This window comes from Micavibrio sp. TMED2, assembly GCA_002168225.1.
In the GTDB taxonomy this organism is placed as follows: domain Bacteria; phylum Pseudomonadota; class Alphaproteobacteria; order TMED2; family TMED2; genus TMED2.
Map to the genome: position 1 here is coordinate 791886 of NHBH01000001.1, position 25318 is coordinate 817203.

At 57.9% G+C, this 25318-nt stretch carries 25 protein-coding genes; 14 read left to right on the top strand and 11 right to left on the bottom strand.

The features are described 5' to 3' along the window. Positions 1 to 4: 4 nt before the first annotated feature. Entirely contained in the window at positions 5 to 490 is a 486-nt protein-coding gene (locus CBB62_03785; GenBank protein ID OUT41472.1) for an rRNA methyltransferase, read from the bottom strand. 311 nt (positions 491 to 801) lie between these two features. Between CBB62_03785 and CBB62_03790 the strand changes: the two genes are divergently transcribed. From CBB62_03790 to CBB62_03815, 6 genes are all read left to right on the top strand, one after another. Next, positions 802 to 1353: a ubiquinol-cytochrome c reductase iron-sulfur subunit gene (locus tag CBB62_03790; protein ID OUT42629.1), complete on the top strand. Its 552-nt coding sequence runs from the start codon at positions 802 to 804 to the stop codon at positions 1351 to 1353. Between the two features lie 93 nt (positions 1354 to 1446). Next, on the top strand, positions 1447 to 2724 hold the full coding sequence (locus CBB62_03795; GenBank protein ID OUT41473.1) for a cytochrome b: 1278 nt from the start codon (positions 1447 to 1449) through the stop codon (positions 2722 to 2724). After that, complete coding sequence (locus CBB62_03800; GenBank protein OUT41474.1) at positions 2724 to 3518, top strand: cytochrome c1; 795 nt, start codon at positions 2724 to 2726, stop codon at positions 3516 to 3518. The genes CBB62_03795 and CBB62_03800 overlap by 1 nt, the downstream gene beginning before the upstream one ends. Positions 3519 to 3531: 13 nt before the next feature. Further along, the gene (locus CBB62_03805; protein ID OUT41475.1) at positions 3532 to 4134 is read left to right on the top strand and encodes a hypothetical protein; all 603 of its coding nucleotides are present in this window, start codon (positions 3532 to 3534) and stop codon (positions 4132 to 4134) included. After that, the gene (locus tag CBB62_03810; GenBank protein ID OUT41476.1) at positions 4010 to 4996 is read left to right on the top strand and encodes a hypothetical protein; all 987 of its coding nucleotides are present in this window, start codon (positions 4010 to 4012) and stop codon (positions 4994 to 4996) included. The genes CBB62_03805 and CBB62_03810 overlap by 125 nt, the downstream gene beginning before the upstream one ends. Positions 4997 to 5077: 81 nt before the next feature. Beyond that, positions 5078 to 6283 (top strand): MFS transporter, encoded by a 1206-nt coding sequence (locus CBB62_03815; GenBank protein OUT41477.1) that lies wholly within the window; start codon positions 5078 to 5080, stop codon positions 6281 to 6283. 542 nt (positions 6284 to 6825) lie between these two features. Here the strand turns inward: CBB62_03815 and CBB62_03820 are convergent. From CBB62_03820 to CBB62_03865, 10 genes are all read right to left on the bottom strand, one after another. Beyond that, entirely contained in the window at positions 6826 to 9999 is a 3174-nt protein-coding gene (locus CBB62_03820; protein OUT41478.1) for a hypothetical protein, read from the bottom strand. A 388-nt stretch (positions 10000 to 10387) separates the two neighbouring features. Next, positions 10388 to 11488: a redox-regulated ATPase YchF gene (locus CBB62_03825; protein ID OUT41479.1), complete on the bottom strand. Its 1101-nt coding sequence runs from the start codon at positions 11486 to 11488 to the stop codon at positions 10388 to 10390. 35 nt (positions 11489 to 11523) lie between these two features. After that, on the bottom strand, positions 11524 to 12144 hold the full coding sequence (locus CBB62_03830; protein OUT42630.1) for a D-alanyl-D-alanine dipeptidase: 621 nt from the start codon (positions 12142 to 12144) through the stop codon (positions 11524 to 11526). Between the two features lie 10 nt (positions 12145 to 12154). Further along, the gene (locus CBB62_03835) at positions 12155 to 12778 is read right to left on the bottom strand and encodes an aminoacyl-tRNA hydrolase (GenBank protein OUT41480.1); all 624 of its coding nucleotides are present in this window, start codon (positions 12776 to 12778) and stop codon (positions 12155 to 12157) included. 104 nt (positions 12779 to 12882) lie between these two features. Continuing rightward, positions 12883 to 13545 (bottom strand): 50S ribosomal protein L25/general stress protein Ctc, encoded by a 663-nt coding sequence (locus CBB62_03840; protein OUT41481.1) that lies wholly within the window; start codon positions 13543 to 13545, stop codon positions 12883 to 12885. Between the two features lie 233 nt (positions 13546 to 13778). Continuing rightward, positions 13779 to 14714 carry a phosphoribosylpyrophosphate synthetase gene (locus CBB62_03845; GenBank protein OUT41482.1) on the bottom strand — a complete coding sequence of 312 codons (936 nt, stop codon included), beginning with the start codon at positions 14712 to 14714 and terminating at the stop codon, positions 13779 to 13781. A gap of 114 nt (positions 14715 to 14828) precedes the next feature. Next, on the bottom strand, positions 14829 to 15596 hold the full coding sequence (locus CBB62_03850; GenBank protein ID OUT41483.1) for a polyphenol oxidase: 768 nt from the start codon (positions 15594 to 15596) through the stop codon (positions 14829 to 14831). A gap of 9 nt (positions 15597 to 15605) precedes the next feature. Next, positions 15606 to 16742: a hypothetical protein gene (locus CBB62_03855; protein OUT41484.1), complete on the bottom strand. Its 1137-nt coding sequence runs from the start codon at positions 16740 to 16742 to the stop codon at positions 15606 to 15608. 1 nt (position 16743) lies between these two features. Further along, positions 16744 to 17643: a prolipoprotein diacylglyceryl transferase gene (locus CBB62_03860; GenBank protein ID OUT41485.1), complete on the bottom strand. Its 900-nt coding sequence runs from the start codon at positions 17641 to 17643 to the stop codon at positions 16744 to 16746. Between the two features lie 67 nt (positions 17644 to 17710). Then, on the bottom strand, positions 17711 to 18697 hold the full coding sequence (locus tag CBB62_03865) for an ADP-glyceromanno-heptose 6-epimerase (GenBank protein OUT41486.1): 987 nt from the start codon (positions 18695 to 18697) through the stop codon (positions 17711 to 17713). 191 nt (positions 18698 to 18888) lie between these two features. Here CBB62_03865 and CBB62_03870 point away from each other — a divergent pair, with 191 nt between their 5' ends. From CBB62_03870 to CBB62_03905, 8 genes are all read left to right on the top strand, one after another. Next, positions 18889 to 19284, top strand: coding sequence for a hypothetical protein (locus tag CBB62_03870; protein OUT41487.1), 396 nt, complete (start codon positions 18889 to 18891; stop codon positions 19282 to 19284). 210 nt (positions 19285 to 19494) lie between these two features. Further along, complete coding sequence (locus CBB62_03875) at positions 19495 to 20148, top strand: hypothetical protein (protein OUT42631.1); 654 nt, start codon at positions 19495 to 19497, stop codon at positions 20146 to 20148. Between the two features lie 301 nt (positions 20149 to 20449). Then, a complete protein-coding gene (locus CBB62_03880) occupies positions 20450 to 20956 on the top strand; it encodes a hypothetical protein (GenBank protein OUT41488.1) in 507 nt (168 codons plus the stop codon). 36 nt (positions 20957 to 20992) lie between these two features. After that, positions 20993 to 21805, top strand: a complete 813-nt coding sequence (locus tag CBB62_03885; protein ID OUT41489.1) for a pyrroline-5-carboxylate reductase — start codon at positions 20993 to 20995, stop codon at positions 21803 to 21805. A 99-nt stretch (positions 21806 to 21904) separates the two neighbouring features. Then, on the top strand, positions 21905 to 22579 hold the full coding sequence (locus tag CBB62_03890) for a hypothetical protein (GenBank protein OUT41490.1): 675 nt from the start codon (positions 21905 to 21907) through the stop codon (positions 22577 to 22579). Positions 22580 to 22790: 211 nt separating this feature from the next. Next, entirely contained in the window at positions 22791 to 23225 is a 435-nt protein-coding gene (locus CBB62_03895) for a hypothetical protein (GenBank protein OUT41491.1), read from the top strand. 180 nt (positions 23226 to 23405) lie between these two features. Beyond that, the gene (locus CBB62_03900) at positions 23406 to 23762 is read left to right on the top strand and encodes a tRNA-binding protein (protein OUT41492.1); all 357 of its coding nucleotides are present in this window, start codon (positions 23406 to 23408) and stop codon (positions 23760 to 23762) included. Between the two features lie 32 nt (positions 23763 to 23794). Next, a complete protein-coding gene (locus CBB62_03905) occupies positions 23795 to 25243 on the top strand; it encodes a potassium transporter TrkH (protein OUT41493.1) in 1449 nt (482 codons plus the stop codon). Positions 25244 to 25318: the final 75 nt, after the last annotated feature.

Genomic DNA, 25318 nt, shown 5'->3' on the forward strand with positions numbered 1-25318 from the left:
GCGGTTATCGCCGTCTCGGTGTGGTAATTTGCGGCCATTGCCCGGTCTGGCGCAGGGCCTCGGCCAGGGTGATGGTGGCTGATTGTGCCAGATTGAGGGAGCGGACCTCGGCGCGCATGGGAATGATGACACGGGCATCGGCGCTGTCATGCACCACTTGCGGTACCCCCGCACCCTCGCGCCCGAACAGCAGCAGGTCATCGGCCTGAAAGCGGAAGTCATGCAGCGGAGTCGCCCCCTTGGTCGTCAGGAGCACGAGCCGACCGGCATTTTCACCGGTGCGCCAGTCGTTAAAGGCATCCCAGCCGGTGTGGTAGCGATATGTCACATGCTCGATATAATCCATGGCCGATCGGCGCAATCGGGCATCATCGAAGGGAAAGCCGCATGGCCCGATAATCTCGCAATCGGTACCGAGACAGGCCCCGAGCCTAAGGATACTGCCCATATTTGCAGCGATATCCGGTTGATAGAGACAGAGGCGGGGCATCGAAATCGGTCTTCAAACAGTGTCAGAAACAAGGGGTTGGCGTGAAACCGGCAGTGCTGCTATGACACGCCGGATCATGATAAGTGTCGCATGGCTCTAGGCAAGCGGCCTCAGCTTTTGTATAGACCCTGCTGGCATGTTGTTTAGAATTTTTCCAAACAATGTGAAAATGATTATCACGATGCGACTGCCGGTCGCATTTCTATGAATGGTCAAGGCTTTAACCATAGTGCGCCCGTAAGGGTCGGGTAACCACCCGCTGCTATAGATGAGCCATGATCGCCTTGAAATTTCTAGTGGATGACCTTGCGATGACTGATCAGACAGTGGACGCCAAATCACATCATACCGAGGGAACGCGCCGCGATTTCCTGTTTCTGACCACGGGTGCCATGGGTGCGGTTGCCGTTGGTGCCGTTGCCTGGCCGGTAATTGACAGCATGAACCCGGCGGCCGATACGCTGGCGCTGGCGTCAATTCAGGTCAGCATCGCCAATATCGCAGTCGGGCAGGCGGTCACTGTCACCTGGCGCGGTAAGCCGGTCTTTATCCGTCACCGGACGGAAGCGGAGATCGACGAGGCACGCGCTGTGAACGTGGATGATCTGCGTGACCCACAGACGGATGAAGAGCGCGCCGAGAAGCCTGAATGGCTGGTGATGGTTGGTGTCTGTACCCACCTCGGCTGTGTGCCGCTGGGTCAGAAGCCTGCTGACAACAAGGGTGATTTCGGTGGCTGGTTCTGCCCATGCCACGGCTCGCACTATGATACCGCAGGTCGTATCCGCAAGGGCCCGGCCCCGGCCAACCTGCTGGTTCCCCCATATGAGTTTGTCGACGATACAACCGTGAAAATCGGCTGATCGCCCGAACGCGCATTCCGATACCGAACAAAACACTGATACTGACAAGCCAAATCACTGAACGGCTTTGATATAACCGATAGAGGTCACAAGATGGCTGGTGGCGAAAGAACCAAATTTGAGAACCCGGTGGTAGAGTGGATCGACAGCCGCCTGCCGGTAGTCACGATGCTGTATAAGGAATACGGCGTTTTCCCGACGCCCCGGAATTTCAACTATTTCTGGAATTTCGGTGCGCTCGCGATGGTAGTTCTCGTTACCATGATCCTGACCGGCATCATGCTGGCCATGAACTATACCGCCCATGCCGATTATGCCTTCCAGAGCGTCGAGCGCATCATGCGTGACGTCAATCACGGCTGGCTGCTGCGCTATGTCCATGCCAATGGCGCCAGCATGTTCTTCATCGTGGTCTATATCCACATGTTCCGAGGTCTCTACTACGGTTCATACAAGGCACCGCGCGAGCTGCTCTGGATGCTTGGTGTTGTGATCCTGCTGCTGATGATGGCCACCGCGTTCATGGGCTATGTCCTGCCATGGGGCCAGATGAGCTTCTGGGGTGCCACGGTTATTACCAACCTGTTCTCGGCGATACCGCTGGTCGGTGACTATATCGTCACCTGGCTCTGGGGTGGTTTCTCGGTCGATAACCCGACCCTTAACCGCTTCTTTGCCCTGCATTACCTGCTGCCATTCGTCATTGTCGGCGTTGTGGTCCTGCATATCGCAGCCCTGCATATTACCGGGTCCAACAACCCGCTCGGCATTGAGCCGAAGTCCAAGAAAGACACCCTGCCATTCCATCCTTATTACACCTCCAAGGATGCATTCGGCATTGGCGTCTTCCTGATCTTCTTCTCTGCCTTCGTGTTCTTTGCGCCAAACTATCTGGGCCACCCGGACAACTATATTCCGGCCAACCCTCTGGTTACCCCGGCGCATATCGTGCCTGAATGGTACTTCCTGCCGTTTTACGCGATCCTGCGGGCCGTGCCGGACAAGCTCGGCGGCGTCATCCTGATGTTCTCGGCGATTGCTGTTCTGTTCGTGCTGCCCTGGCTTGATACCTCAAAAGTGCGCTCGACCAATTTCCGGCCGATCTATCGCATCTTCTTCTGGGTGCTGGCTGTGGATTGCGTTGTCCTCGGCTATGTCGGTGCCAAGCCACCGGAAGGCTGGTATGTGATCACCGGTCAGATTGCGACCCTGTATTACTTCCTGCACTTCCTCGTGATCCTGCCTGTTCTGGGCAAAATCGAGAAACCACTGCCGCTTCCAGCCAGCATCAGCGAGGCTGTCCTGAAGGGTGGTGGTAGTTCAACGACTGCTGGTGCCGCACCGGCAAGCAACCCGATGGAGAAGCCGTAATGCGGTTTACCACAACTTTAGCCGCGGCCTTTGCCGTTACCCTCGGTCTGTCCGGTATGTTCATGGCTGCGCCTGCCAGCGCTGCTGGTGAGGAGGTGCACGCACCTGAGGTGGATTTCTCCTTCGACGGTCCGTTCGGTACCTATGACATGATTCAGTTGCAGCGCGGTTTTCAGGTCTACCGCGATGTCTGCTCTGGCTGTCACTCGATGAGCCTGCTGTCCTACCGCAACCTTGGCCAACTTGGCTTTACCGAGGAAGAGGTACGGGCGATTGCGTCGAATTACACCGTCACCGACGGCCCGAATGACGAAGGCGAGATGTTCGAGCGCGCAGCCGAGCCAAAGGATCGCTTCGTCAGCCCGTTTGCCAATGAAGCGGCTGCCCGCTACGCCAATGGCGGTGCCCTGCCACCGGATATGTCCCTGCTCGCCAAGGCACGCCCTATGGGCCCGGAATATATCCATGGTGTACTGATCGGTTATCATGACGCACCGGCAGGTGTGACCGTTCCAGAGGGCATGTACTATAACGAGTACTTCCCCGGTCACATGATCGCGATGGCGCCACCGCTGCTTGAAGGTGCCATCACTTACAAGGGCCTTGATGGTGAGGAAGACTATGCGCCATCCGTCGAGGAAATGGCCGAGGACGTCTCTGCCTTCCTGATGTGGGCCGCCGAACCGAACCTTAATGAGCGCAAGCAGACCGGGGTCAAGGTGATCCTGTTCCTGATCGTGTTCACCTGTCTCATGTATGCCGTCAAACGGCGCATCTGGGCTGACGCGCACTAAAGGCGCAATACAAATGACACAGTTTGAGACTGTACAAGACGACAGCGCCCGCGGGTTGCTGTCGTTTTGGTTTGAGGAACTGGCATTTGACGACTGGTTCATCCAGAAGGACGATGTTGATGCCCGGTTGCAGAGCCGTTTCGGCCATCTGGTCGATGAGGCAGAGGCTGGCAAGCTGGACTACTGGCGCGATCATCCCCTGCCCATGCTGGCGCTCATACTGGTGCTCGATCAGCTGCCGCGTAATCTGTTTCGTGGTTCGGCACGGGCATTTGTCCTTGATGACCGGGCGCTGGCCGCCGCCCGGCAGTATCTCGACCAGTTCCATGATGCCTTTATGGGGCTGAGCGCCCAGCAGAAGCTGTTTGTCCTGCTGCCTTTCGAACATGCCGAGGATATGGCAGCTCAGGAAACCTGTGTCGGTATGTTCGAGCAACTGGCGCCAAGCATCGACCCGGCAGATGCCGAGTTCTGGGCCAATACCACCGAGTATGCCCGGCGGCATCTTGAACCGATCAGCCTGTTTGGTCGTTTCCCGCATCGCAATCAGGTGCTGGGGCGGGAGACCACGGCGGCAGAGGCGGCATGGCTGGCACAGCATCCGGACGGGTTCTGAGACCATGATTACCGGCATTGACCATACGTTGAGTGTCGCTGCCGATCTTGAGGCAACGGCAGCGCTCTACCGCAAGCTCGGTTTCACCCTGACCCCGCGCGGTCGGCATATCGGCTGGGGCACGGCCAATTACTGCATCATGTTTGCCGATGATTATCTGGAACTGCTCGGCATTGTCGATGCGTCCCAGTTCGTCAATGGCCTTAACACACAGCTGGACAGCCGTGGACCGGGTGTCAGCGGTCTCGCCTTTGCCACCGATAATGCAGCGCAGGCCCATGCCATGCTCGAAGCTCATGGGCTTGCCGACCGTCTGGCCGATCTGTCGCGGCTGGTCGAACTCGATAGCGGCGATACCGAACTGCATTTCCGTCTCGCCTATCCGAAACCGGGCAGCGTACCTGCCCTGTCCGGCTTTATCGTTGAGCATCTGAGCAAGGATATTATCCGGCAAGCGGCATGGCTTGAGCATCCCAATGGCACGGTCGGTGTCGAGGGCATGACCATCATCCATGATGACCCGGCCAGCCTTGAGGCGGGTTACGTGACCTTTCTGAGCGCGCTGGAACAGCCGCTGGATCGCCTGCATCGCGGTGAGGGGCGGCTGGATGTGCCGATTGGTGCGCGCCAGAGCCTGCGTTTCCTGACACCGACGCGGGCGGCGCGGCGCTATCCCGGTATCGATGCGGCATTGCTCAATCGGCCGGGGCCGCTGGTGATTACCCTTGCTGTCGCATCCCTTGATGATACCGCGCATTATCTGGCACAGGCGGATATTCCGATCCTGTCAGTACCCGGTGAACGGCTGGTTATTGATCCGGCCTATACTGACGGCACTATTATTGAGTTTGCAGCATCCTAGTGTTGTGCACGTGGCGGATTGTCTCATCCACTGCATGGTGGCATGCTCCGTCTCCCTTTACGTTTCTTGAAAGCCGGTTCCATGACTGCTCGACTTTGGCTGATGATTGCCTGTGGCGCGACGATTGTTTCGATTGCCATGGGGATCCGACAGAGCATGGGCCTGTTCGTCCAGCCTGTCGGTATTGATCTTGAGGTCGGCCGCGATGTCATGGGGCTGGCGATTGCCATTTCCAACCTGTTATTCGGCTTGGCGCAGCCCTTTGTCGGCGCGATTGCCGATCGCTATGGCGCAGGCCGGGTAATCTTTGGCGGCACCGTGGTCTATGTCCTCGGCCTGCTGCTGATGATCGTGGCCAAGGACCCGCTGGGTCTGCACCTCACCCTTGGCGTCATGACCGGTCTCGGCCTTGCCGGTACCACCTATGTTGTCGTGTTGGGTGCCGTAGGCCGGGCGGTGCCGCCCGCCTACCGCTCACGGGCCTTTGGCATTACCACGGCGGCGGGCAGTTTCGGCATGTTTGCCATCGTGCCCGGGACGCAAGGCATGATCAGTTGGTTTGACTGGCAGGGCGCGCTGGTTGGGCTGGCCATCCTGACCTCGATCATGGCCGTGCTCGGGCTGGCGCTGGCCGGCAAGCCAAAGGAGCCGGAGGGAGAGATCAGCACTGGTTCACTGGGCGAGACGGTCAAGCAGGCGTTCCGGTACCGCGATTACTGGCTGCTCAATCTCGGCTTTTTCGTCTGCGGGTTCCAATTGGCCTTTATCGGTGTGCATTACCCGTCATACCTGCTTGATCGCGGGGTTGATGCCGGGTCAGCCTCGATCGGTCTGGCGATGATCGGGCTGTTCAATATGGTCGGCTCCTACTTCTCCGGTTATCTCGGTGACAAGTTTAGCAAAAAGTATCTCCTCAGCCTGATTTATCTGCTGCGTGCTGTGGTGATCGCGCTGTTTCTGGTCATTCCGCTCAATTCCGTCACCGCAATTATGTTCGGTGCGGCCATGGGCTTCCTGTGGCTCGCCACGGTGCCTCTGACCAGCGGTCTGGTCGGGTTGATGTTTGGTACCCGCTATCTCTCAACCCTCTACGGCGTGGTCTTCCTCTGGCATCAGGTGGGCAGCTTCCTCGGTGCCTGGCTCGGCGGTGAGGCGTTCGAGCGCTATGGCAGCTATGATCCGATCTGGTATGCCAGCATCGCCTTCGGGGTGATGGCCGCGATCCTGCATTTGCCAATTCGCGAAATGTCGGCGAAAATTGCTCTCGGAAGAGAGCAGATGGCATGATCGAAGCCCACCGCAAATTTTTTTTTAAACTGACGGCAGGGCTGGTCGGCATGGGCATGGTCGCCGGCGGGCTAGCCCTGTGGTGGCAATACGGTCTCGACATCCTGATCATGGACGCCATACGCTATTGTTTTTAAAGCGATTTTTATCTGATCAATAGTGGCTAATATTGAGAAGAATTTTACCTAAATATACCCGGTTCTTGATGCGAAATTGGGCCGTTTTTGGCCTTAGTATTCGCTAAATAAAATTTGTTGCGGGCCTGTTGAAACCCGCCAATCATGAGCTTGTCAGGACATCGGACGGGCCCCAACACCCCACATAACCTGCCCGATACTGACCATGATCTTCGAAGCGAACTGGCTGATAGAGTAGGCCAATGCGTGGAACGAGATCGGGACTTGGGTAACCTGACTTCATCGGCTTCCTGCCTCAACTTGGCCGATGATCCTGCCCGACCCCCGGAAGCCCGGGTCCCGAAACAAAACGGGAGTGTCTGAAAAGCAGACACTCCCGTTTCTTGTTTCATTTATCGGCAGAGATTAACCGAAGCGCTTGCCGGGACCGCCCGGTGTAAACAGCTTGCGGTCGTTGCCGTTGACCGGCTGACGTGTATCACCCTCACGGCGCTTTCTGAGGCGCATCAGGGTATCGTTTGGCAGGTCACCCGGCTTGACGATCCGTTTCGGATTGACGATCAGATCGTCGCCCTTGCCCTTGGAAACAGTGAAGTTCTCGCCGACTTCCTCGACCGTAACGGTCATGCCGGAACGGGTGTTCTGGTCGCCGTTCTTCATCAGCCATTTGGCCAGCGGCTTACCGACCAGACGATCGATCGCCTGTTTCAGCGGGCGGGCACCGAGCTTCGGATTGAAGCCCTGCTCCATCAGGGTGTCGCGGGCCTTGTCACTAATCTCAAGGTTGATGCCCCAGGATTCCTTGGCACGACCGATGAGTTTTTTGACCTGACCCTTGAGGATCAGCTTGGCCACATCCTTGTCCAACTCGTTAAAGCGGATGATGCCATCGAGACGGCCACGGAACTCAGGTGCGAAGAAGGCTTCGACCTCTTTCTCCATTATCTCGCCGCGATCAACCTTCTTCTCTTCGCTCTGGAAGCCGATGGTGCGCTTGGTGGCTTCCATGTCAGCTTTCGCTGCACCGAGGTTGGAGGTCATGATCAGGGTAGCGTTCTGGAAGTTGATCTCCCGACCACGGCCATCCTTCATCTTGCCGTCATCCATGACACCGAGCAGCAGCTTTTGGACGTCAGGGTGGGCTTTCTCGATCTCATCGAGCACGATAACAGCGTTTGGCTGGCGGCGGATTGCGCCGGTCAGGACACCTTCCTCACCATAACCGACATAGCCTGGAGGGGCGCCTACCAGTTTACCGATCGTGTGTTTCTCCATGTATTCGGACATATCGATACGGATGAGGTTGTCTTCCGAACCGGTGGTGCGTTTTGCGAGGCTTTTCGCCAGTTCGGTCTTACCGACACCGGTTGGACCAACGAACAGATAGCTGCCCACAGGTTTGTTCGGCTCACGCAGACCGGCCTTGGCATAGGCAACGGCATCGGCGAGTTCCTCAACCGCCTGATCCTGACCGAAGACATCTTCCTTCAGGCTGTCAGCCAGTTCGGCATAACGCTGGTTGTCTTCCTGACCGAGATAGGATTTCCGCAGTTTGGCCATCCGGGCGACGACCTCGATAACCGCATCACGGTCAACGGTGTCCTTGCCCTTTTTGAAGGCAACGGCACCCGCACCATCGAGCAGGTCGATCGCCTTGTCAGGGAAGTTGCGGTTGTTCACGTATTTCGCTGCCAGACCGACGATGTCCTCAAGGGCTTCATCAGGAATGGTGATGTCGTAGTGATCCTCGAACTTGCCACGCAGACCCATGAGGATCTTGACGGTATCCTCCGGTGAAGGCTCTTCAACCTTCAGGGTCTGGGTACGACGCTCGAGGGCACCGTCACCTTCGATGTGCTTGGTGAACTCGTCCTCGGTGGTGAACATGATGGTCCACAGATTACCTTCCTGCAGAGCAGGCTTGATGAACTGGGACGCGCCTTGTGCCTGACCACTGGCAGTGCCGAGGCCGACAAGGGTGTGAGCTTCGTCGATGCCGAGGATGATCGGCGGGCGATCACCACGCTCGTTGCGCTCGGCGATACCGTCAATGATGTTGCGCAGGCGCTCTTCAAACTGGCCGCGATACTGGGTGCCGGCGATCAGCGCCTGAACGTCGAGTTCGAGAACCCGTGCGCCCTTCTGGTTATCAGGGACATCGCCCTTGACTACATCCTGAGCATAACCATGCAGCAGTGCGGTTTTACCAACGCCCGGCTCACCGATGACCATCGGATTTTTCTTCTTCCGGTGGGTCATGATGGTTTTCATCTGCTCGAGCTCATCGGCACGACCGATGATCGGGTCGAGCTTGCCATCATTGGCCATCTCGGTGATGTCACGGGTGAATTCTTTGATCGCCTCTTTGAAGACGTGATCGGAAATCTTGAACGGCTTGTGGTTGACCGGCTTGATTTCCTTGCCGGCGATTTCTGACCAGCGCTCGAAACGGCGTGGGGTGAAACCGGCCTCGCTGAGGGTTGCAGAGATTTCGGGATACTCTTCCAGCATCTTCTGCACGGCCTTGGAGGCAGCGAACTTGCCATTGCTTTCGTGGAACTCGGGACCGACCAGCGCCAGTGCCGCATTGAAGTCTGCACTCGCCTGCGGGTTGTCGGCACTTGCCTTCGAGGTGTCAGCGGTGGTGAAGGCCCAGCGAAGTTCACCGATCTCAACCTTGCGAGCGCTGCGGTTGAGGCTGTTCAGCTCGGCTTTGACCTTTTCATCGTCCAGCAGGGCGAGGAACAAGTGCTTCGGCTGCAGCTCATCATCACCCAGGGTTCTGGCTTCTGTCTGGGCACGGAGGATGAATTTGGTCAGTTCATTAGAAGGCATAGAAGACTCCGGTACTGCACTTGAGTTGGCGAGTTGCGTGTTGTTGCGTGTGGTGATGAGTTCGAAAAACTTCGGATCGAGCGCGCGCAGGAAGTTGCGTACTCTGAGTGGCCGCATTTCCGGTGTCCGACCCTCGATGACAAACAGGGTGTCAACCGGATTGCGGGTGGCGCTGTTGAACGTGTTGGAAATTTCTTTTTCCGTTTCAGCATCGATGGTCAGTGGGCCATCGAGTTTGCGTGCTGCACGGCGATTGGTCTGGGTCGCATTAACAATGTTGCGCAGCAGATATTCGGCCATGCTGTGAACGCTGATTGGCGAGGTGCGATTGAAGTCGCGCTCAGCCTTGTCACGATACTGGTCCTGTGCGTGATCGAGTGCTTCCTTGGTATATTGGGAATGCTCATCATCAAGCTGCTCAGTAACAGCTGCCATTCCTTCCTGATATTCCTTCAGGATTTGAGGGGCGAGCTCACTGTAAGCTTTCTTGAACTGGGCAAATGGCTCCTGACGCTCAAAACCCTCTGGCCGTCCAAACTGCTGAACATAGCGGATGTCGTTGAGCACGCCGAACGCATTCAGGTTGCGAGGGGCGGCAAGGAACTGGCCTTCATCAATCAGGGTAATACCGTAGAGAAGGTCATCAAAATTTGGTGCTGTGCCGTTACGCTCTTCGATGCTGGCTTCCATATAGACGCCAAGTTCATCAAAAAATTCGCGCGTGCTGATCGGACCATCAGACATAAAAAACCGTCTTTCATGTGAAAGGGGGGGGAGTAGTTATCTGGTCAGCGCATGGCTGGCCTGACGCATTTGCGACCCTTCTAGGCGTAAGGGTCAGTTTTGAAAGAACAAAGACGGTTTGTTACGGTTTTGAGAAATAAAATGTAACGGCATGGATAAAAAGTATAACAAACACGATATGCGCATCGTTTTGGGCTGCTTTGCGTGTAATGCATAGCGAATAAGCAAGCAAGTTGACGGTAAAACCAATTGTCTTTTGGGCCAATTTGGGACGCGAAATAAAAAAATCGCCGTCGACAGTTTCCTGTCACGGCGATTTTGAAAGCTGTTTGATCCGGAGTCTGGTGGCGCTAATTCGTGCCCGGATGGTGACCCCGTTCGGAGTGGATCAAACGTTGAATTTGAAGTGGAAAACATCCCCGTCCTGAGTGATGTATTCCTTGCCCTCCTGACGGAGTTTGCCCGCCTCGCGCGCGGCACTCTCGCCGCCAAGGCCGACAAAATCATCATAGGCAATGGTTTCCGCCTTGATGAAACCGCGCTGGAAATCGGTATGGATAGCGCCGGCCGCTTCCGGTGCCGTCGCATTGCGGCGGACGGTCCAAGCCCGTGCTTCCTTTGGCCCGACGGTAAAGAAGGTGACGAGGTTGAGCAGCTTGTAACCGGCGCGGATGATCTTGTTCAATCCGGGTTCGCTGAGGCCAAGGGTTTCGAGGAATTCGGCCTTTTCCTCTGCATCATCGATGAGGGCAATCTCGCTCTCGATCTTGGCTGAGATGACAACGGATTCTGCACCTTTCTCTGCTGCCATCGCCGCGACCTTGGCAGAATACTCATTGCCATCGGCGGCATTGTCTTCCTCGACATTGCAGACATACAGCACAGGCTTTGAGGTCAGCAGTTGCAGCTGGCGGAAGGTCTCACGCTCATCGGCAGACAACTCAACCATGCGGGCCGGTTTGCCGTCCTCGAGCAGCGGGACGATGCGTTCCATCAGCGCCACCTGTTCCTTGGCTTCCTTGTCATTGCCACGCGCCTTCTTGACCGCATTCTGGATCCGGCGCTCGAGGCTCTCGAGATCAGCCAGCATCAGTTCTGTTTCAATGATTTCGGCATCACGCAGGGGATCGACCGAGCCTTCCACATGGGTAACGTCGCCATCCTCGAAACAGCGAAGCACATAAACAATGGCATCGGTTTCGCGGATATTGCCGAGGAACTGGTTGCCGAGACCCTCGCCCTTGGAGGCACCGCGCACCAGACCGGCAATATCGACAAATTCGAGCTGGGTCGGGATGATCTTTGCTGACTGACCGATTTTGGCGATCTTGTCGAGACGCTCATCGGGCACGGCGACCCTACCGATATTGGGCTCGATGGTGCAGAATGGAAAATTCTCCGCCTGGGCTGCCGCGGTGGCGGTCAGGGCGTTGAACAATGTCGACTTGCCCACGTTAGGAAGTCCGACAATCCCACATTTAAATCCCATAATATGCTCTTTTCTCTGGTATAATCAGCGCGGAGTTAAAAATTCTTCATAGTCCGGTCGGCGCGGGCGCGCATCTCCGGACGCAGCAGGGCCGGGACCGCATCCCCATCATGGATCAGGGGATACTGGTTCGGATCGGGAAGGTTATAGTGCCACCACTCGGGCGCGTGAATAATAAATCCTGCCGCTTCCATATAACCGCGCAAACGGTGCCGGTTGGCGATCACCTCATCGGGCAAGTCGCCATAGTCGTGATGGGCGACAATGGTGAAATCATCGAATTCAGTGCCCATCGGCAGGGGCATTTTCTGCTCATCGATCAGGGTCAGATCAACCGCAATCCCGCGCCCATGGGTAGAGCCGAGCCGGGGATCGGCGACGAAATCGGGATCGGGTGTGTGGTCCCAGAAGACATATTGTGCCTCAACCGGGCGATAGGCATCGAAAACCCGTAAAGACAGCCCGTCCTCCTTCGCCAGACTGGCGGCAAGGGCCAGCGCATTGGCCGCTACCGGTCGCAGGTAACAGTCGAGACGATTATAGAGCGGGTGGGCCAGAACATTATGGGCCGAGGCATAGACCGGCTGACAGTCGACCGCAACTGCGGGCGGATTGATCCGCACCAGCGTCTCGCTGTTGTCGAACAGGGGCAACATGGTTGAGAGATCAGGCATCGTCGCTGCTGTCCTGTTTCGGTTTGGCTGGCTCTGACGGTTTGGTTTCCGCATTCACATGCATGGCAACCCGGCTCATGAAGGATGCCTGATTATCATCGACGATATAGTGGATTTCCTGTGCGATGGCGGCAATCAGCGGCACCAGCCATGTCTGTTCATCCTTCGAGAAATCACCAAGCACGTGGCCGAGAACCCGGGATTTCTCCCCCGGATGGCCGATGCCGAGGCGTATTCGCCAGTAATTCGGTCCCAGATGGCTGTCGATGGAGCGCAAACCGTTATGTCCGGCATGGCCACCGCCACGCTTGACCCGCAGCTTGCCGGGGGCGAGGTCAAGCTCGTCATAACAGACCACCAGCTTGTCCATAGGCACCTTATAGAAGCGCATGGCGCCGGCAATTGCCGCCCCGGAATTGTTCATGAAAGTCTGGGGTTTGACCAGCAGCACCTTCTTGCCATTGATCCGGCCTTGCGCGGTCAGTGCCTGAAACTGGCTGCGCCAGCTGTCAAAACCATGCAATGCGGCAATCGCATCGACCGCCATGAAGCCGATATTGTGCCGTTGTTTCGCATGTTTCTGCCCGGGATTGCCGAGGCCAGCAATGATCATCATCGGGGATCAGCCATTTATCTGAGAAGTCATCATAAAGAAACCGGCGGTATCGCTCGGGAAACCGCCGGTTCTTGTCTTTAGCAGAGTGCTGGAGAAGCAGCGGTTTATTCCGCGCTTTCTTCCTCGCCCTCGGCATCAGCTTCGGTCGCTTCTGCTTCGCCCTCTTCGCCTTCTTCCTCGGCATCTGCTTCAGAACGCAGAGCAGATGGAGCGGCGATGGTGGCGATGGTGAAGTCGCGGTCATCAATGGTCGGGGTTGCACCATCGGGCAGGTTGATGTCGCTGATTTTCAGCGCATCGCCCAGTTCCATGGAGCCGACATCAGCTTCGATGCTGTCAGGGATGTTACCGGCACGGACATTGAGCTCGACAGAGTAGCGAACCACGTTGAGGGTGCCACCGCTGGTCAGGCCAGGAGAGGTTTCCTCGTTGATGAAGTGCACAGGCACTTCAACCGTGATCTTGGTTCTGTCGGTAACGCGCAGGAAGTCGATATGGACCGGGAAGTCCATGACCGGGTCCAGTTGAACGTCACGGGCGAGAACGCGATGCTTGTCCTTGCCGATTTCGATGTCCCACAGGGTGGTCATGAAGCCAGGCTTGGTCAGGAACATGCGGATGGTGTGATCATCAAGGGTAATCGACACCGGATCTTTTTTATCGCCATAGATAACGGCTGGAATACGGCCTGCACGACGTGCTGCACGGGCGGTCCCCTTACCGACCCGGTCGCGTGCTTCGCCTTCGAGTTTGCGAACTTCAGTCATGTTAATCTCCAATAACCCGTTGATGCGGATGGTAAAAAATCCGCAAGAGACAGGTGTTTGATGTTTTTGATAGCAGTCGAACGCTATACCGCCGCCTCCAAGGGTGCAGGTACGGGTCGCAATCGACGTGCGGGGTTTATCGCAGATGGCAGGAAAGTGCCAGTTTTTTGTTTGACCGGTTGGCGGTGGACGGATGCGGCCTGCATCCGCTCACAACAGCTAGCTCAGGCCAATCAGTCAAACAGGCTGGATACTGAGCGCTCTTCCGAAATCCGGCTGATCGCCTCGGCCATGATCGGCGCGATGGACAACTGGCGGACATTGGTGGCCACGCGGACCGCCTCGGTTGCGGTGATGCTATCGGTAGTCACCAGCTCAACCAGCGGTGAGGAGCTGACGCGGGCAACGGCACCGCCACTCAGAACACCATGGGTGACATAGGCGCGGACAGATTTGGCACCGGCCTCACTGAGGGCGACACCGGCATTGCAGAGCGTGCCGGCACTATCGACAATGTCATCGAGCAGGATACAGTCACGGCCCTTGACGTCGCCGATGATGTTCATGACCTCGGAGACACCGGCGCGCTCACGACGCTTGTCGATAATCGCGAGATCGGCATCGAGGCGGCGGGCAACAGCGCGGGCGCGCACAACGCCACCAACATCAGGAGAGACGATAACGATGTCCTTACCGCGACCGACCTGATCTTCAATGTCTTTCACGAAGACGGGCGCGCCGAGCAGGTTGTCGAGCGGAATGTCGAAGAAGCCCTGGATCTGACCGGCATGGAGATCCATGGTCAGTACCCGGTCGGCACCGGCTACGGTGATCAGATTGGCAACCAGCTTGGCGGAAATCGGGGTCCGTGGGCCGGTCTTGCGATCCTGACGGGCATAGCCGTAATAGGGGATAACAGCCGTTATCCGGCGGGCCGAACCGCGCCGCAGGGCATCGAGCGTGACCAGCAGTTCCATCAGGTTGTCATTGGCCGGGAACGAGGTAGATTGCAGGACGAAAACATCCTCGCCACGCACATTCTCCAGAATTTCAACGAACACCTCCATATCGGAAAACCGGCGGATGCTGGCTTTGGTCAGCGGGGTGTTGAGAGCGGCGGCAATCGCTTCCGAGAGGGTGCGGTTGCTGTTACAGGCGAGCAGTTTCATGGGATGTCTGGCGTGGTTGGCTGGCCAGTCGAATGCTGGCAATGAAAACGCGGAACAAGGGATAGCGTCGAAAACTGTTTCTTACAAGCGCTGACCTGCTCTTTCGTGCGGTTATCACCCTTGCGCATCCAGCATGATGACCGAAATCTGCCGTCCGTAATCGGGTTCATTGAGGTGGCAACTGCGACGGTAGCTGTAGAAACGATCAGGATCGGTCAGGGTGTCGTGGCGCGTAGCGGTTACCCGGGCGAGCCCCAATTCGGTGAGCTTGGCCCGCAGATAACCGGGATTGTCAAAATACAGCCGATCACCATTGCCGGGCCGGAAGAAACGATCGTTATCCAGTGACTGGGCCAGAAACGGTGCCGGAAACTCCGGCCCGACCTCATAGGAGATGGCGGAGATGCAGGGGCCGATACAGGCATGGATGTCATCCCGGTTGGCACCCAGCTGCTCCATCGCCTCGACGGTCGCCTGTGCCACCCCGTGCAGGGCACCTTTCCAACCGGCATGACAGGCACCGATAATCCGCGCCTCGGGATCGGCGAACAGGATCGGCGCGCAATCGGCGGCGAGGGCGCCAAGAATAATGCCGGGCCGGTCGGTGACGATGCCGTCAACCTCCGGTGCCTTGTCCGGTGCCCATGGCTCGGTTACCGTCGCGACCTTTGCGCTGTGGATCTGGAACATGGTGACGAGCTTGTCCGGCGTCTGGCCGAAGCGGTCGGCAACGATGCGCCGGTTCTCGAGGATGGCGGCCCGGTCATCATCCGAGCCCCAACCGCAGTTCAGCCCTTGATAAACGCCGGTGCTGACGCCGCCCGCGCGGGTGCAGAAGCCATGGGCGATGCCGGGGTGGTCGAGTACGTCGCTGGTAATCATGGCGCTACCTTACAGATTCTCCAGTGCGGGCATAGGGGGCTGTCCCTGTTGACAGAAGCCCAGCACCTTGAACAGATCGCCCATCTGCTGCGGATCAACCAGCCGGATGGCGGCGGTTTCGATCTCGCGCGCCTGTTCTGCTGAGGCGGCAGTTGCGAGCAACTGGCCGAGGCGGTGGGCGAGGCCGAGATGCTGCAGAAACAGGCTCTGGGTCGTGATCGGTGCCACACGGGTATCGGCTGCGGCGGTATCCGCCAGCGCGGTAAAATCCACATGGGCGGTGATATCGGCCTGTCCCGGATCGGCCAGCACCGGCCATGGCGTATGGGCGCGAAGCGCCTGCAGTGTCTCGCCGAACCTGCCATCCGCAGGCAACTGGTCCGCGTGGTAGCTATAATCAATGAACAGCGCGGCGCCGCCATTGCGCGCGATATGGGCGGCTATATCGCGGGTGGCGATCAGTGATTGCGGAGAGATTTCGACGATGGCACCGGTTGCGGCCCGCGCTGCATGGGCGGGCAGGCCGGTTTCCCGGTTACCGGGCAGGGGCGTCTGGCAGAAGGCCAGCATGTTGTCTGCCGGATCGATAGTGATGCGCCGTTCTTGCCAGCCGGTGTCAGTGCGGATGAATTGCCGGATCGGCAGGGCGTCGAAAAATTCATTGGCGACAACCAGCGAGAAACCCTCGGGCAGGTCGCTGACATCATCCAGATGCGTGATCGGGCGGCCAAGGGTCTTGGCCTGTATGGCGCGCAGGCGCTGTGAGGTCTCGACCATATAAATCCGGGCGGCACTGATAAAGGCCGGATCAATCGCGGCAGCACGCAGGGTGTCGGCCATCAGCGTGCCGCGACCGGGGCCGAGTTCGATCAGATTGACCGGATCGGGGCTGCCGCAATCGCGCCAGTACTGCACCAGCCACAACCCGATCAACTCGCCGAAACACTGGGAGATTTCGGGTGCGGTGGTGAAGTCGCCCTTGCCGCCGAAGGGTTCTGCCTGCTGGTAATAGCCATGCTCGGGGTGCCCAAGCGCAAGGGCCATGAAATCGGCGACTGAAATCGGGCCGTCGCGTTCGATCCGTGTCCGCATCAGGTCGAGCAGCGGATTGGTCTCATCCGGCTTGTCTGCGCTATCGACGCTCATATCAGGATTTGGCTGTTTCGGTGCCGGATTGTGGCACTGACGTTACCGGTGCCGGTTCCCCCAGCCGCTCGCCCCGTCGCCATGCCCAGATGGCGAGACCAAGGCCGATAACGATCATCGGCAGAGAGAGTATCTGGCCCATGGTGATACCGCCGAACAGGAAGCCGAGCTGCGGGTCGGGCTGGCGGAACAGCTCGCCGATGATCCGGGCGATGCCATAGCCGGTGAGGAACGATCCGGCGAGCATGCCGGGGCGTTTCAGTACGGCGGGTATATAGGCGAGTATCGCCAGAATGATGAACAGGGCGATGCCTTCCATCCCGGCCTGATAGAGCTGGCTCGGATGACGCGGAACGCCATCACTGTTCGGGAACACCATGGCCCAGGGCACATCGCTCGCCCGGCCATAGAGCTCGCCATTGATGAAATTGGCGATCCGACCCAGGCAGAGCCCGATCGGGGCGGCGGCGGCAACAAAATCGCCGAGCACCAGTACCGGCTGTTTGTGACGGCGGGCGAACAGGGCGATGGCCGCGACGGCGCCGAGAAAGCCGCCATGGAACGACATGCCGCCATGCCATACCTGCACAATCTCCAGCGGGTGCTGGATGAAATGGCCGGGCTGGTAGAACAGCACGTAACCAAGCCGTCCGCCGAGGATTACGCCGATGATCATCCAACTGACCAGATCGGCAATATGATCGGCTGACGGGCGCATGCGGGCCTTATCGTCAGCGGCCTTTGGATAAAGCCCCATAAGCCGGGCGCGACGGTTGGCGAGGCTGACCACATAGCGCCAGCCGATCAGAAAGCCGGCGATATAGGCGAGCGCATACCAGCGGACCTGCAGGATGCCGAGGTCGAGGGCGACCGGGTCGATTGTCGGGTATTCTAGAGCCATAGATGGGGGCTATCCGGGGCTGTAACAGAATTGATGTCAGGGGCGGTATCCTAGCGCGGATTGCCGCTTACAGGAACGGGTCTTCCTTGCTGAGGTGATTTGCCACGTAATCCTGCATGCCCTGTTCCACGGTACGGAACTGGCCATTATATCCGGCGTCGCGCAGCTTACCCATCTCGGCCTGGGTGAAATACTGGTACTTGCCCTTGAGCTGTTCGGGCATCGGGATGTACTCGATATTGGATGGCAGGCCCATGGCACTATAGGTGGCTTCCGCCAATTCGCGGAAGCTGGTGGCGCGACCGGTGCCGCAGTTGAACAGCCCGCTGACCGAGGGGTTTTTGAGTGCCCAGAGAATGACCTCGACACAGTCCTTTACATAGACGAAGTCGCGGCGCTGACCGCCATCCTCGTATTCCGGGCGGTCGGAGGCGAACAGGCGGAACGGCTCGCCGGATTTGAGTTCCGGATAGCGTTTGCAGGGCACGCTCATCATGTCGCCCTTGTGAAACTCGTTCGGGCCATAGACGTTGAAGAACTTCAGCCCGACCCATTGCGGCGGATGCGGGCGACCGGCATCGAGGTCATCCTGAATCCGCCGGTCGACCATATGCTTGGACCAACCATAGGCATTGAGCGGGTTGAGGCTGGAGAGGCCATCCGCATTGCGGCGGTCGTCAAAGCTCTCATTGCCATCACCGTAAGTGGCGGCAGAAGACGCATATATAAATGGTACCCGCGCGCGGGTACACCATGTCCAGAGGTCGAGCGACAGGCGGATATTGTTGCTGACGATTTCATCGGCGTCGCGGTGGGTGGTCGAGGAAATCGCACCCATATGGATCACGCCGCTGATCTCGCCCGCATGGCTGTTCAGAAAATCGGCCAGCTGCTCCGGTGCGATCACATCGAACAGCTTGCGCTTGGAGATATTGCGCCACTTCATCTCGGTGCCGAGCCAGTCACAGACCACGATCGGGCCCATGTCTGCCTGCTCAAGCCCTGCCACGATATTGGAACCGATGAAGCCGGCACCGCCGGTGACGATATACATATGCGTAAAATCCCGTCGCTGATCTTGCGTTGTTCTCCGTGTGGACGCTTATAGGCGCGGGGCTTGTCTGATCGCAAACTATTCCCGTGCTTGGCCTTTATACCGCGCGCGCCTATACTGCGGGTAATGCTAGGGATGTTGGCGGACAGCGCCCGTAAACGGCATCGGGTAATTGATACAGGGACAAGACTATGCAGACCGATAACAAGTTCTTTGACGATATGGCGCGGCTCGCGAGCGGTGCCATGGGTACGGTTTTCGGCCTGCGTGAAGAGTTTGACGCACAGGTGCGCCAGCAGGTCGAGAAGATCCTGCAGCGCTTCGACTTCGTGACCCGTGAGGAATTCGACACAATGTCGGCGATCGCACAGGACGCGAAAATCGAGGTCGAGGAATTGCAGGAACGGCTCGCCAAGCTGGAAAAACAGCTCGCCGATGCCAAACCGGCAGCGAAGAAGACCGCGTCAAAACCCGCCGCAAACAAGGCATCCGGGACGGGTGTTGCCAAAAAGACCGCGGCGAAAACGACACGCAAAACAACTGCAACCGGCAAAACCGGCAAAGGCAGCACGACAAAGAAAAACTGATCGCGTAGTCTTTTCCTCAAGTCATAAGACGCTGGCCGGGTGGTATCGATTTGGGAAGATCGAGGTCACGGGCTAAAGGTCAGGGTCGTGGACGGATAAGGGGAAGGTTCCATGCGCTTGTTTAGTGCCAGGGCACAGTCATGTGCCAATATCGGTGGCGTGGCTGGCCATCAGTCATCTGCAGGTCAGGCCCGGCGTTTTGCCGGTTTCATGCGCACCGGTGTGATTGCCGGTGTGGCTCTGCTCGCCACCGCCTGTGCGTCACCGCATCCATATTACGGCTCCGGTTATTACCATCCGGGCCCATCCGGCACCGAGGTCGGTGGCACCCTGCTGGGCGCTGCGGCGGGCGGTCTGATCGGCTCGACCATCGGTAGTGGTTCCGGGCGGCTGGCAGCGACAGCAGCCGGTACCCTGATCGGTGCGGCCGTTGGCGGCAGTATCGGCCATCAGGCGAATTACTCCGGTTTTGCCGGTACCGGTTTCGAGCGCGGCCCATCGCGCATCGGCAACAACTATTACACCTATCACAACCGCGCGGCCTATTATCAGTCCGGTGAAATCCCGTCCTATACGCCGGGCGGCTATATCTATCGCGGTGATCCGGGCAACAGCGCCTATCTAATCGGTCAGGGCCCTGTGGTGCCGAACACGATCCAGAACAATGTCTTCTCCGTACCCGCGGTCCAGTACCAGTACCCCGCTTACCGCGAGGTGGTCTGGCAGCCGGTGTCTGACGTGACGGTTTACCGTCAGGGCACGGCGCCGCTCAGCCAGCACGGCTGCTCACAGGTCAACAATCCCGGTGGCCGTGTGCTCCATTACTGCCCGGATCGGTTTGGCGGTTGGAGTCTGCGTCCGTGATTTACCCCGGCAGCAATGTCCCTTTTCGTGTCATGGGCGTCACAGGCCCGAGTGCCGATTGCTTTATTGATCGGTGTGGCGCAACGGTATCGCTGTCTAATTGCTTGAAAAACAATGTGTTTATGCGTGCTGTTGCGTGTCTGCGCCAGTTACGTTCCAAACCCCGATTTGCTCAGCCGAAAAGGCTCTGGCACGGTCACTATGACGTTTCGATGACGATGCTGAAGGCCATCGTCGCCAACCCAGTCATTGCAGTGATGCGCCATCCCTTTGCCGGTGCGCTAGAAGGAGTCTAACCGGTATGTCAATTCAATGGCATGAAACAACCGAACAGCCCCACGTCAATCCTCTCGATCTGGTTGAGGAGATCGTGGTTGCCAATGACTGGCGCTTCGAGCGTCAGGACAGCGACGAACTGGCGGTCGAGGTTGCGGGTACCTGGTGCAATTACCGCCTGCTGTTCATCTGGCAGGATGATTTCAGCTCGCTGCAGTTCTTCTGTCAATACTGCATCGCCGTCCCGGACCCGATCCGTGACAAACTTTATCCGCTGCTGGGCAAGGTGAATGAGCGGCTGTGGCTCGGCCATTTCATCTTCCCGAGCGACGAGGTCTCACCGGTGTTCCGTCATACCCTGCTGATGCGCGGTACCAGCGGTGCCAGCCTTGAGCAGATCGAGGATCTGGTTGATTTCGGCCTGTCCGAGGCCGAGCGTTTCTATCCGGCATTCCAGTATGTCATCATGGGTGGTGGCGATGCCGATCAGGCACTGAAAGCCGCCATCGTCGATATTCTCGGCGAAGCGTAATCAACAACAACTCTACCGCTGACAGGGCGAGGGCTCATGGCTGACCATATCCGCATTCTGCAGATCGGGTGTGGGAATATGGGTGGTGCCCTGCTCAATGCCTGGCTGCAGGCCGGGCTGCTCGATCAATCCTACATTGTTGACCCGAAGGCCGTGCTGGCCGATGCGCCCGATAATGTGCGAGTTGTGCTCGATATCAGCGCCGTGCCGGATGATTTTGCGCCGGACCTGATGATACTGGCGATCAAGCCGCAGATGGTGGCAAGCGTCGTGCCGGGGCTGGTCGGTTATCGCCGCGGCGGTACCTTGGTCTCGATCATGGCCGGTACATCGATTGCCACGCTCGGCAATTATTTCGGCACCGATGCCCCGATTATCCGCACCATGCCCAATACCCCGGCGGCAGTCTTGCGCGGAGTAACCGCGGCGCTCGCCACCGCGAATGTCACCGCTGAGCAGAAACAGGCGGTGAGTGCGCTGTTCGAGGCGGCGGGTGCGCTGGTCTGGCTCGACCGTGAAGATGATTTCGACGCCGTAACCGGTCTGGCCGGCAGTGGCCCCGCCTATGTGTTTCATCTGGTGGAAGCGCTGGCCGCCGCCGGTGAGGCCGAGGGTCTCGCCCCTGATCTCGCCATGACGCTGGCACGCAAGACCGTCGAGGGGGCCGGTGCCCTGCTGTTTGACAGCGACAAGAGTGCGGCCACCCTGCGTGAGAATGTGACCAGTCCCAAGGGCACGACCGAGGCCGGGTTGCAGGTGCTGATGGATGCCGAAGGCGGCCTGCCATCACTGGTGATCCGTACGGTCCGCGCCGCCGCTGCCCGCTCTCGCGCGCTTAAAGTCGAGTAACGGCACGGGTTTTTCGGCGCCCGTTACTGGTTTTAATGGTAAATAACCCTACATAGTGGCTAAACAATAAGCGCTTCGTTTGAGGGAGTTGAGGTCATCATGGCTGCCAAGGGTAATGGCTCCGGCACAGCAATTGATGCGCCGCGTCAGGTGATTGATGCGGCGATGGAACTGGCTGCTGCCGGATCGTGGCACGGGCTGTCCATGGATGACATCATCGATGCCAGCAAGCTGCCCCGTGCCGAGGTGCAGCGCTATTTCCTCGCCAAACATGAAATCCTGATTGCGCTGGCCCGGCAGACTGATGCCGATGTTCTGAGCGGTGACCTGTCCGATCTCGCCGACGAGACGCCGCGCGATGCCCTGTTCGATATTCTGATGCAGCGCTTCGATGCGCTCGATGCCTACAAGCCCGGCCTGAAGGTGGTGCTGGGTGAGGCCCGGTCGCGGCCCCAGCATATCCTGCCGGTTCTGCCCCAGCTGGGGCGCTCCATGGCGGCGATGATGACAGCCGTTGGCATTGATCCCAAAACCAATGGCGGACCACCACGGGTTGCCGCCCTGTCACTGATCTGGTTATCGGTCATGCGCAAATGGCTCGATGATGACAGCGCCGATCAGGCAAAGACCATGGCAGCGCTCGACAAGGCCCTGCTGAATGCGGAAAGTCTGGCCAATTCGCTCAATGACGGTCCTGTGTCGTTTATTCGCACCTTGCTGTCCGAATTGCGCCCGTCACGTGATGTCGAGAAACCGGCTGAGCCAAGCGATTGATGTGTAAAGTGTTTTGCGCCGCAGCATGCGTTTGTATGTGCGCAAATGATTGAAACAGAATAACTTTTTCGCTTGAAAGTTTATTGTGCAGTGCACAATTTCCTTGACGGCGTAACTGTGTGTTTTGTAAACGCACAGTGCCGGACAGGCAGGCAAAGAGCCATTTGGCCTGTCCCAAGCCAACTAGAATAATCACGCGGAGTACAGCCCCATGAATGCGCGGAACCCAATGAACTTCTTTGAAACCGATTTCACCAAAGTTATGGCTGATTTCAAAATGCCAGGCGTGGACATGGACAATGTCATCAACAGCCAGCGCCGTAACATCGATGCGCTGACCCAGGCCAACCGTCTGGCGTTTGAGGGCATGCAGACGGTTATGCGTCGTCAGCAGGAAGTGCTCCAGACCATGCTCGCGGAAATGCAGGGCTCCATGAACGAACTGATGACCCAGTCCGCACCGGAAGAGAAGGTCGCCAAGCAGACCGAACTGCTGCAGCAAAACTTCGAGAAACTGCTCGAGAATATGCGCGAGATGACCGAACTGATGGCGAAGTCGAACAACGAATGCGCCGATGTGCTGTCCAAGCGTTTCTCGGAAAGCCTCGCCGAGCTGAAATCACAGGTTGAATCGCTGAAAAAGTAAGCGTCCCTGATGCTGAAATGAAAAGGCCCGCCCTATCGGCGGGCTTTTTTATTGCCTTGTGCGGTCAGGTGGCATTCCAGTGCCGATTATGGTTTATCTCTTCCTTCCCTTCTGTCGGGGCCATGGTTGTCATCACGGCAGGAGAGAAAAGGTGTTTTTCGAATGATGTGAGTATACGAGATGGCCAGCAGCGAATTGGTACCGGAAATCGGGTTCGATGATTTCCTGAAGGTGGATGTGCGGGTTGGGACGATTGTAAAGGCTGAGCCCTATCCTGAAGCGCGACGTCCGGCGATCAAGATCTGGGTGGATTTCGGCCCGGAGATCGGTGAGCGCAAAAGCTCGGCCCAGATCACCAAGCATTACGACCCTGAAACCCTGCCGGGTCGCAAGGTTGTGGCGGTTGTGAATTTTCCGGCCAAGCAGATCGGTAAATTCATGTCCGAGTTTCTGGTACTTGGTGTACCTGATGATGAGGGTGAGGTTGTGCTGCTGCAGCCCAGTCTCGATGTGCCCAATGGCGGGCGGATGTATTGAACGCACCCGCATTCTCTTACATATGATCCAGTATGATTGACATACGACCGGTTCTCTATATCGCGGCATGGTTCGTGCTGGTGCTTGCCGCTGCGATGCTTGTTCCTCTGTTGGTGTCCCTGCACCTTCATGACGGGGAGGCGGGGCATTTTACCGTGTCGTTCTTCCTCTCGGCCTTTCTGGGTGGGCTGTTTCTGCTCGCTATGCGTCATGACAATCCGGGACTGAACCGGCGGCAGGCATTTCTGCTGATTATCGTCACCTGGATCATCGGCTCTTTCGTTGCTGCCCTGCCGCTGTATTTCTCCAGCTTTGTCGAGACCATCACCGATGCGGTGTTCGAGAGCGTGTCCGGGCTGACCACAACCGGCTCGACCATCCTCACCAATCTCGACAGCAAACCGGCCAGCCTGCTGCTCTGGCGCTCCATGACCCAGTGGCTCGGCGGGATCGGGATTATCGTCATGGGGCTGGTGATCCTGCCCTTCCTGAAAATCGGTGGTATGGAGCTGTTCAGGATTGAGTCCTCGGATACCTATGACAAGGTGGTGCCGAAATCGGCCAGCTTTATCAGTGCCTTTGCCATGGTCTATGTGGTGCTGACCGCGGCCTGTGCCGTGCTCTACGGCATGACCGGGATGAGCGGGTTCGAGGCGGTCAACCATGCCATGACTACGCTGTCGACCGGTGGCTATTCAACCTCTGACGCCTCCATGGGGCATTTCACCAATCCGGCGACCGAATGGGTCAGTGTTGTCTTCATGACCTGTGGCGGTATTCCCTTTGTCCTGTTCATCCGCTTCATGCAGGGCAAATACCGGGTGTTTTTCACCGATGAACAGGTGCGGTTCTATATCGCCTTTCTGGTGATCACCTCGTTCGCCATGGCTTTCTATATCTACGAGATCAACGATGTCGGTTTCCTTGATGCCCTGCGGCTCTCGGCCTTCCATATCTCATCGGTCATGACCACCACCGGCTATGCCAGCACTGATTATCTGATGTGGGGTGCCGGGGCGATCTGCTTCTTCTTCTTCCTGACCTTCATGGGTGGCTGTGCCGGTTCCACCGCTGGCGGGTTCAAGGTCTATCGGCTGATCGTCATGGTGCGCATGTTCATCGCCCGGACCGAGCAGATGATCACGCCGCACAAGGTTATCCGGAAAAGCTATAACGGCCAGCCGATCAATGATGAGACCGAGGCAGCGATTATCTCCTTCACCATTATCTTCGTGATGACGGTATTCGCGCTGGTCTGTGCCCTGACCTTTATCGGGCTGGACTTCATCACCGCCTTCAGTGGTGCCGCAACGGCAGTTGCCAATGTAGGGCCGGGGATCGGGCCGATCATCGGTCCGGCGGGCAATTTCTCCTCTCTGCCGGATGTCGCCAAATGGCTGCTGATTTTCGGTATGCTGCTCGGGCGGCTTGAGCTGATGGCGGTGGCGGTTGTCCTGTTGCCCGGTTTCTGGCGCGGTTAGAACCCTGCCCAAACTATCAACAGCCTGCCCCCAGAAGATAGCGGGGTGCGTCGGTCAGCCAGCTTGACTCGGGCG

Excerpts from the sequence above, each read along its gene's own strand:
- CBB62_03785 (OUT41472.1), bottom strand. The coding sequence starts at position 490 with ATGCCCCGCCTCTGTCTCTATCAACCGGATATCGCTGCAAATATGGGC.
- CBB62_03790 (OUT42629.1), top strand. The coding sequence starts at position 802 with ATGACTGATCAGACAGTGGACGCCAAATCACATCATACCGAGGGAACG.
- CBB62_03795 (OUT41473.1), top strand. The coding sequence starts at position 1,447 with ATGGCTGGTGGCGAAAGAACCAAATTTGAGAACCCGGTGGTAGAGTGG.
- CBB62_03800 (OUT41474.1), top strand. The coding sequence starts at position 2,724 with ATGCGGTTTACCACAACTTTAGCCGCGGCCTTTGCCGTTACCCTCGGT.
- CBB62_03805 (OUT41475.1), top strand. The coding sequence starts at position 3,532 with ATGACACAGTTTGAGACTGTACAAGACGACAGCGCCCGCGGGTTGCTG.
- CBB62_03810 (OUT41476.1), top strand. The coding sequence starts at position 4,010 with ATGCCCGGCGGCATCTTGAACCGATCAGCCTGTTTGGTCGTTTCCCGC.
- CBB62_03815 (OUT41477.1), top strand. The coding sequence starts at position 5,078 with ATGACTGCTCGACTTTGGCTGATGATTGCCTGTGGCGCGACGATTGTT.
- CBB62_03820 (OUT41478.1), bottom strand. The coding sequence starts at position 9,999 with ATGTCTGATGGTCCGATCAGCACGCGCGAATTTTTTGATGAACTTGGC.
- CBB62_03825 (OUT41479.1), bottom strand. The coding sequence starts at position 11,488 with ATGGGATTTAAATGTGGGATTGTCGGACTTCCTAACGTGGGCAAGTCG.
- CBB62_03830 (OUT42630.1), bottom strand. The coding sequence starts at position 12,144 with ATGTTGCCCCTGTTCGACAACAGCGAGACGCTGGTGCGGATCAATCCG.
- CBB62_03835 (OUT41480.1), bottom strand. The coding sequence starts at position 12,778 with ATGATGATCATTGCTGGCCTCGGCAATCCCGGGCAGAAACATGCGAAA.
- CBB62_03840 (OUT41481.1), bottom strand. The coding sequence starts at position 13,545 with ATGACTGAAGTTCGCAAACTCGAAGGCGAAGCACGCGACCGGGTCGGT.
- CBB62_03845 (OUT41482.1), bottom strand. The coding sequence starts at position 14,714 with ATGAAACTGCTCGCCTGTAACAGCAACCGCACCCTCTCGGAAGCGATT.
- CBB62_03850 (OUT41483.1), bottom strand. The coding sequence starts at position 15,596 with ATGATTACCAGCGACGTACTCGACCACCCCGGCATCGCCCATGGCTTC.
- CBB62_03855 (OUT41484.1), bottom strand. The coding sequence starts at position 16,742 with ATGAGCGTCGATAGCGCAGACAAGCCGGATGAGACCAATCCGCTGCTC.
- CBB62_03860 (OUT41485.1), bottom strand. The coding sequence starts at position 17,643 with ATGGCTCTAGAATACCCGACAATCGACCCGGTCGCCCTCGACCTCGGC.
- CBB62_03865 (OUT41486.1), bottom strand. The coding sequence starts at position 18,697 with ATGTATATCGTCACCGGCGGTGCCGGCTTCATCGGTTCCAATATCGTG.
- CBB62_03870 (OUT41487.1), top strand. The coding sequence starts at position 18,889 with ATGCAGACCGATAACAAGTTCTTTGACGATATGGCGCGGCTCGCGAGC.
- CBB62_03875 (OUT42631.1), top strand. The coding sequence starts at position 19,495 with ATGCGCACCGGTGTGATTGCCGGTGTGGCTCTGCTCGCCACCGCCTGT.
- CBB62_03880 (OUT41488.1), top strand. The coding sequence starts at position 20,450 with ATGTCAATTCAATGGCATGAAACAACCGAACAGCCCCACGTCAATCCT.
- CBB62_03885 (OUT41489.1), top strand. The coding sequence starts at position 20,993 with ATGGCTGACCATATCCGCATTCTGCAGATCGGGTGTGGGAATATGGGT.
- CBB62_03890 (OUT41490.1), top strand. The coding sequence starts at position 21,905 with ATGGCTGCCAAGGGTAATGGCTCCGGCACAGCAATTGATGCGCCGCGT.
- CBB62_03895 (OUT41491.1), top strand. The coding sequence starts at position 22,791 with ATGAATGCGCGGAACCCAATGAACTTCTTTGAAACCGATTTCACCAAA.
- CBB62_03900 (OUT41492.1), top strand. The coding sequence starts at position 23,406 with ATGGCCAGCAGCGAATTGGTACCGGAAATCGGGTTCGATGATTTCCTG.
- CBB62_03905 (OUT41493.1), top strand. The coding sequence starts at position 23,795 with ATGATTGACATACGACCGGTTCTCTATATCGCGGCATGGTTCGTGCTG.